A 275-nucleotide genomic window follows, 5' to 3' on the forward strand; every position below is an offset into this window, starting at 1 on the left:
TGGGTGCACGACGCCCGCCACCTGCTCGGCTTCCCCTGCCACTGACGCGAGGGAAACCGCACCGACATGAACTCCGCAACCGTCCGCAACCTCCTCATACGTGGCATGCTTTCCGGCCTCGCGGCCGGCGTGCTCGCCCTGATCGCGGCCTACCTCCTCGGTGAGCCGAGCGTGGACAAGGCGATCAGCTTCGAGGACGCCCACTCCCACGAACACGAGATGGAGGTCGTCTCCCGCTCCCTGCAGTCCACCGCGGGCCTCGCCACCGGCGTCCT

Annotated in this window: 1 protein-coding gene; it reads left to right on the forward strand. The window is 68.7% G+C overall.

From position 1 onward, the window contains the following. Positions 1 to 66 precede the first annotated feature (66 nt). Positions 67 to 275, forward strand: a 209-nt coding sequence (locus tag GT045_RS15285) for a CbtA family protein (RefSeq protein ID WP_161295172.1), incomplete at its 3' end; no start/stop codon positions are given.

The organism is Streptomyces sp. SID486 (assembly GCF_009865385.1).
In the GTDB taxonomy this organism is placed as follows: Bacteria; Actinomycetota; Actinomycetes; order Streptomycetales; family Streptomycetaceae; genus Streptomyces.